We start from the raw sequence: 6,048 nt of genomic DNA on the forward strand, positions 1-6,048 counted from the left end.
CAAAGCCCAGTCCAAAAGACTGGGCTTTTTTATTTGCTTAAACGCAATCGACATTGCGGCCCCAGAATCGGGTCTTGGGCTTGCACAATAGTGTGCTATCGGCTAGCTTGGATGCAAGGCAAGTTTCCCCGGTCCTTCCATGCACGGTCTTTCATCACAATGGCATCGGCATTTTGGTTCGCCTGAGCGCGACCGAGAGCTTAACGTCCTCTGGCGTCTTGCCATAGGGGTGGGGCGAGTCTTGTATGCGATCCGAAAAGATTGGAAACGGCGTGATCTCAGCATGCAAGCCATGGGCTTGGCTTTTATGACGTTGTTATCTCTCGTGCCTCTATTGGCGGTCAGCTTTTCGTTTTTAAAGGCGTTCGGTGTCCATCATAGTCTGGAGCCACTGATGCTTCAGCTCGTGGAGCCGTTGGGTGAAAAGGGGCACGAGATCGTTGAGCGTTTGTTACGCTTCGTCGATCAACTGGACGTCAGTGTGATAGGGGGGCTTGGGCTTATTTTCCTTCTTTACGCAGTCTTCGATCTTCTGAACAAGATTGAGTCAAGTTTCAATGAGACCTGGCATATAGGCGCCTCACGGACGCTCTCCCAAAAAGTCACTCATTACATAGGCACCCTGGTTCTGACACCGGTTTTTGTGTTTGGCGCGTTGGCCATTTGGGCCATGGTTTCTCACAGCCCTTATGTTGAAATGGTTGTGAAATATGGTTGGTTCAACTGGCTGATTTGGGCTGTGGTGAAACTGGCACCAACATTGTTCATTGCATTCGCGTTCGCTTCTTTTTATATGATAATGCCAAACACGTCGGTCAAGTTTTCGAGCGCGTTGGTTGGTGGGATAACGGCAGGTGTCTTATGGCAAACCAGCGGGCTATTGTTCGGTGCTCTTGTCGTAAAATCCGGACAATATACTGCGATATATTCTGCCTTGGCCACGCCGATCCTATTTATGATTTGGGTGTATCTTAGTTGGCTAGTCTTATTGCTCGGTGCTCGCATTGCCTACTACCACCAAAATCCATACCAATTATTGGCGCACCTACAGCGATTACCACTGTCCATAGTGCAGCGTTTGACAATGACACTTTGGTTTTTGCGAACTGTATGGCTTAACTTCAAACGTGGTGCAGGGCCTGTGGCCATTTCGCAATTAAGCACAGCACAGCGTCTTCCGCCGAAAGTGATAGAGGACGTTGCACAGGTACTTGAGGAGATGAAGATTGTCGCGCACCAGCCAGATGGATGGCACTGCCAAAAGGATTTCGCGTCCATTCCATGGCATCAATTCGTTGATCAATGGCTGCTTTTTCCGGAGCAAAGCACCACTCTTTCTGGGAGCCAATATGAGCAGCTGGCCCTCAAGACCCTTAAGGCTGCGCCTGATGAGCGATCCTTGGCGCAGGTATTGGAAACTTTAGAAGATGGTTTTGTAGGGGATGAATAAGCCGAATGTTTTGGGGTCGTATGCGGGGCATACGTCAGGTAAAATAATTACCTTTGGATGTGTACGGACAGTTATCAATGAAAGAAACGATCATCGCGCCCTCCATCCTATCCGCTGATTTTGCTCGCCTTGGTGAGGAAGTTCACAACGTACTGCAAGCGGGTGCTGACTGGGTCCATTTCGACGTAATGGATAACCATTACGTGCCTAATTTGACCGTTGGTCCGTTGGTTTGCCAAGCCCTTCGCAATTACGGCATTCAAGCACCAATTGATGTGCATCTTATGGTTGAACCTGTCGATCGTATTATCGGTGATTTTGTGACGGCGGGGGCAAGCTCCATTTCTTTTCATCCGGAAGCGTCGAAGCATGTGGATAGAACGATTCAACTGATTCGAGACGCCGGCTGTCAGGCGGGTATCGCGCTCAATCCGGCGACACCATTGAGTGTACTTGACTATGTCATGGACAAGATCGATATGATACTCGTCATGACGGTGAATCCCGGTTTTGGCGGGCAGACATTTATTGAATCCATGCTTGAAAAAATCCAATCCGTGCGGCGTATGATTGATGACAGTGGTCGAGAGATTCGATTGCAGGTGGATGGTGGCGTCAAGGTCAACAATATTGAAACCATTGCGCGAGCCGGTGCGGATACGTTTGTCGCTGGCTCGGCGATATTTGGTGCACCGGATTATCAAGTGATCATTCAGGCAATGAAAGAGGCGGTCAATCGCGCGCGCTTATGACGCGCGCAGTAAAGTTTTCGCCTCTTGTAAAGTCGATTTCACATTGTCAGGCCAATAAGGATTGTATTTCTCCAGAATATCAAGTAAATCACCGGTACTTTCAGCCGCGACGTTGATATGGCCCATTTTCCGACCTGGGCGGAGTGATTTCTCATACCAATAGCATCGCACTTCGGGGGCATTCAGAAGATGCGGATCGATGTTCGGTTGACCGATGACATTCAGCATGATCGTTGGTTTTACCCGATGAGGTGCGCTGACGGCTTGGCCGGTAATCGCTGCAATGTGATTGTCAAACTGACTAATATCTGCACCATCCGTTGTCCAATGTCCGGAATTGTGCACACGTGGGGCGATTTCGTTGACCACGAGTTCCCTACCCTCGACGAAAAATTCGATGGCTAAGGTGCCAACGTAGTCAAGTGCATCGGTGAGTCTCTTAAATATGGCTTCTGCTTTGCTTTGCAAATATGACCAAGGAAATGGCATGCCACCGAGAGAAATTTGCAAAATTCCGCCATCGTGGAAGTTAGTGGTCAGCGGAAAAAAGGCAACGCTGCCATGGCGATCGCGGCTGCCAATGATTGACACTTCAGCGGTAAAGGGTACAAATCGCTCCACCACCAGTGAGATGTCGGGACATTGCTGCCAAAATTGTTCAATCTGGTCTAGTAAGTGCGGTAAGTCTTCTTTTGTGTGGCTGCGCCATTGGCCTTTACCGTCATAGCCACTGCGAACGGCCTTTATAACAGCCTTGTGGTCTAGCGCCTCAAGCGCGCGCATCAACTGCGCGATGTCGCTGACTTGTGCTGTCGCTGCATGTTCAATGCCCAAACTGTCCATGACGGCTTTTTCGGTATCGCGAAAAGCCAGCGACAGCAGGGCGTTAGCTGATGGAAACATTTTCGCGTGGTATGGTTCAAGGGTATTGCCAAGTGGAGTGATGTCCTCAAGTTCTGCGGTAATCACATCGGCCTGCTGACAGCATAAATCAAAACTGTCCGTCACCCAGACGTGATTGCTGAAGTCATAGGCTTGCTCAGTGCGCAAGTCCCACGCGAGCAGTTGATGTTGTTGTTTGTGTGCGGCACCGGCGAGCAACATGGCCAGCTGCCCTTTACCGATCGTGAGTATTTTCATGAGATGCGTGGATCAGGGTGGTTGAGCACGTCGTTGGTTTGTTGTAAACGAAAGTCGCGAATTCGTTCGCGGAGCGCCGGATCAGAAATAGCGAGAATTTGCGCAGCCAGTAAGCCAGCATTCGCGGCGCCAGCTGAGCCAATTGCTAAGGTGCCAACCGCGACGCCTTTGGGCATCTGAACGATGGACAGCAACGAATCCAGCCCGTTGAGCGCCTTTGATTGTACGGGCACGCCGAGCACCGGAAGCGTGGTATGCGCGGCCACCATGCCGGGCAAATGGGCGGCACCGCCTGCCCCAGCGATAATCACAGCATAGCCTTCGCGTTCTGCATTTTCTGCAAAAGCGGCCATAAGTTGCGGCGTACGATGGGCAGAAACCACTTGGACATGATAATCGACGTTCAAAGTATCAAGCATCTCGGCGGCCGCTTTCATAGTCGGCCAATCCGAACGTGAGCCCATGATAATCGCGACCTTTGCCATGGTTGCTGTGTCCGCTCATTTATGGAAAGCGGCGGATTATAGCACATTTTGGTAAAAGTACAGCATCATGTGGATGGCATGAACACATGGCCTAGTCTGATCAGACCGCTAGCGTCAAAAGTGAATCGGCGGCACAATAGCGAGCAAAGTACAGTTTTGACCAAAGAGTTGTCAATGATATTGATGATCGATAACTATGACTCTTTCACCTTTAATTTGGTGGATTATCTAGCGACTTTGGGGGAAGAGGTCATAGTGCGTCGCAATGACGCGATAACCCTGGAAGAGATTGAAAATCTCGCGCCGGAAGCAATCGTTATCTCCCCGGGCCCTTGTTCACCCAAAGAAGCCGGTATCAGTGTCGAGGTAGTTCGCCACTTTCATCAAAAGGTACCGATCCTAGGGGTGTGTCTTGGTATGCAGTGCATCGGTGTGGCATTTGGCGGCAAAGTCATACGGGCACCCAAAGTGATGCATGGCAAAACCAGTTTGATTCGACACGATGGCGGGCGTTTATTCGCCGGATTGCCCCCAGTGATCTCGGTGACACGTTACCACTCATTGATTGTTGAACGGGAAACATTACCAGATTGCTTGCGAGCCACCGCATTCGTTGATGATGCTGACAAGCTATTGATGGCATTTGAGCATCAAGCGTTTCCAGTGTTTGGCGTCCAGTTCCATCCCGAAGCCATTCTGAGCGAGTACGGGCACCAAATCTTGCAGAATTTCCTCGAACAAAAAGTGCTCAGCGTGCATTAAGCACAACAATGGTTTTGCCTCGTACTCGGACATGGCCTTGTTCTTCAAGTACCTTAAGCACACGACCCACCATCTCTCGCGAACAGCCGACGATACGACCGAGTTCTTGGCGTGTGATCTTAATTTGCATTCCGTCAGGATGGGTCATTGCATCTGGCTGTTGGCACAGATCGAGTAGTGCTCGTGCGATGCGACCGGTCACATCCAGGAAAGCGAGATCGCCAACTTTTCGACTGGTCAACTGGAGCCGTTGCGCCAGTTGTCGCGTCAGACGCATGAGAAGCTCTGGTCGCTCCTGTGCCAGTTGGAGAAATTTGTGATAAGAAATTTCGGCAACGTCCGCTTCAGTCTTGGTGCGCACCCAGGCCGATCTGACTTCTTCTGGCGCAAACAATCCCATTTCGCCAAAAAAATCACCTTGATTAAGATAAGCCAGCACTAACTCTTTCCCTTCGCTGTCTTCGATTAGCACGGTCACTGAACCATTAACAACAAAATAGAGCGTGTCCGAATGATCTCCGGCGTATATCAACGTGGACTTGGCAGGATAGTGTCTCCGGTGACAATGCCCTAGAAACCAGGTGATCAGTTCGTCTTGAGCGAGAGTGCGTGGCAAATTCATTCCATCGTAGCTCCATGCAAGATCTAGTTCGCACGATTTGGGAAGGCATCGCGCTTCAGTTAGTATACACATTTTTGGGATGAATAGGGGAAAGCCCTCGTCAGCTACCAACCTAAACACTAGGAGATGAAGATGCAGGTCAATGTGCAATGGACAGGTGATGAAAATTTTGTGGCCACAACGCAACATGGCCATAAAGTTGAGATGAGTGCGGAGGCAAAACAAGCGCCCACGCCGATGGAATTGGTGTTGGCTGCGGTTGCCGGTTGTTCTTCAGTCGATGTTGTCTCCATCTTGAAAAAAAGCCGATGTGAAGTCTCTCACTGCGGGGTGGAAGTAGAAGCGCAGCGCGCAGAGCAGATCCCTCGCGTGTTTACGCACATTTGTTTGAACTACCGAGTGTGCGGCAAAAATATCACTCGGCGGGCGGCTGAACGCGCCGTTTCGCTTTCCATGGAAAAATACTGCAGCGTCTCCCATATGCTCGCCGGGCGCGTAACCATTACCTATCGCGTCGAAATTGAAGAAGACTAAATATAGTAGGTTGTGGTCGTCATGACTTTAGCCAACCAGTGCATCGCCGTACGAACCGGGGCTGGTAGCGCTGCGCCGCCAGCCGCGGTGGCATTGGTGGCATGGCTAAGCTCATCCGAGCGCATCACCTCAAGAATTTTACGGCTGCGGATATCTTTTTCCGGCAGCTGTTCTAAATGCGAATCAATGTGCTTGACAACCTGTTTTTCTGTTTCTGCTACGAAGCCAAGGCTCCATTTGTCGCCGACCAGACCCGCTGTTGCACCAATAGCAAGGCTGCCAAGATAAAATAGTGGGTCCAGA

8 protein-coding genes are annotated in these 6,048 nt (G+C 50.5%); 4 read left to right on the forward strand and 4 right to left on the reverse strand.

What is annotated here, in order from left to right; translation table 11 throughout:
* The first annotated feature begins 139 nt into the window (after window positions 1-139).
* Together D6694_14485 and D6694_14490 are read left to right on the forward strand one after the other, a co-directional pair.
* Window positions 140-1,450, forward strand: a complete 1,311-nt coding sequence (locus tag D6694_14485; GenBank protein RMH35752.1) for a YihY/virulence factor BrkB family protein — start codon at window positions 140-142, stop codon at window positions 1,448-1,450.
* Between the two features lie 77 nt (window positions 1,451-1,527).
* Window positions 1,528-2,202, forward strand: a complete 675-nt coding sequence (locus tag D6694_14490; protein RMH35753.1) for a ribulose-phosphate 3-epimerase — start codon at window positions 1,528-1,530, stop codon at window positions 2,200-2,202.
* On the opposite strand, the gene D6694_14495 is transcribed toward D6694_14490, so the two are convergent.
* Complete coding sequence (locus tag D6694_14495; protein RMH35754.1) at window positions 2,197-3,342, reverse strand: ATP-grasp domain-containing protein; 1,146 nt, start codon at window positions 3,340-3,342, stop codon at window positions 2,197-2,199. The genes D6694_14490 and D6694_14495 overlap by 6 nt on opposite strands.
* Window positions 3,339-3,827 carry a 5-(carboxyamino)imidazole ribonucleotide mutase gene (purE, locus tag D6694_14500; GenBank protein ID RMH35755.1) on the reverse strand — a complete coding sequence of 163 codons (489 nt, stop codon included), beginning with the start codon at window positions 3,825-3,827 and terminating at the stop codon, window positions 3,339-3,341. The genes D6694_14495 and purE overlap by 4 nt, the downstream gene beginning before the upstream one ends.
* A gap of 174 nt (window positions 3,828-4,001) precedes the next feature.
* Here purE and D6694_14505 point away from each other — a divergent pair, with 174 nt between their 5' ends.
* Window positions 4,002-4,589: an aminodeoxychorismate/anthranilate synthase component II gene (locus D6694_14505; protein ID RMH35758.1), complete on the forward strand. Its 588-nt coding sequence runs from the start codon at window positions 4,002-4,004 to the stop codon at window positions 4,587-4,589.
* On the opposite strand, the gene D6694_14510 is transcribed toward D6694_14505, so the two are convergent.
* Window positions 4,576-5,211, reverse strand: coding sequence for a cAMP-activated global transcriptional regulator CRP (locus D6694_14510; protein ID RMH35756.1), 636 nt, complete (start codon window positions 5,209-5,211; stop codon window positions 4,576-4,578). The genes D6694_14505 and D6694_14510 overlap by 14 nt on opposite strands.
* 132 nt (window positions 5,212-5,343) lie before the next feature.
* Here D6694_14510 and D6694_14515 point away from each other — a divergent pair, with 132 nt between their 5' ends.
* Window positions 5,344-5,745 (forward strand): hypothetical protein, encoded by a 402-nt coding sequence (locus tag D6694_14515; GenBank protein RMH35759.1) that lies wholly within the window; start codon window positions 5,344-5,346, stop codon window positions 5,743-5,745.
* On the opposite strand, the gene D6694_14520 is transcribed toward D6694_14515, so the two are convergent.
* On the reverse strand, window positions 5,742-6,048 hold a 307-nt coding region (locus tag D6694_14520), incomplete at its 5' end, for a demethoxyubiquinone hydroxylase family protein (protein ID RMH35757.1). The genes D6694_14515 and D6694_14520 overlap by 4 nt on opposite strands.

It is taken from the genome of Gammaproteobacteria bacterium, from assembly GCA_003696665.1.
Classification (GTDB): domain Bacteria; phylum Pseudomonadota; class Gammaproteobacteria; order Enterobacterales.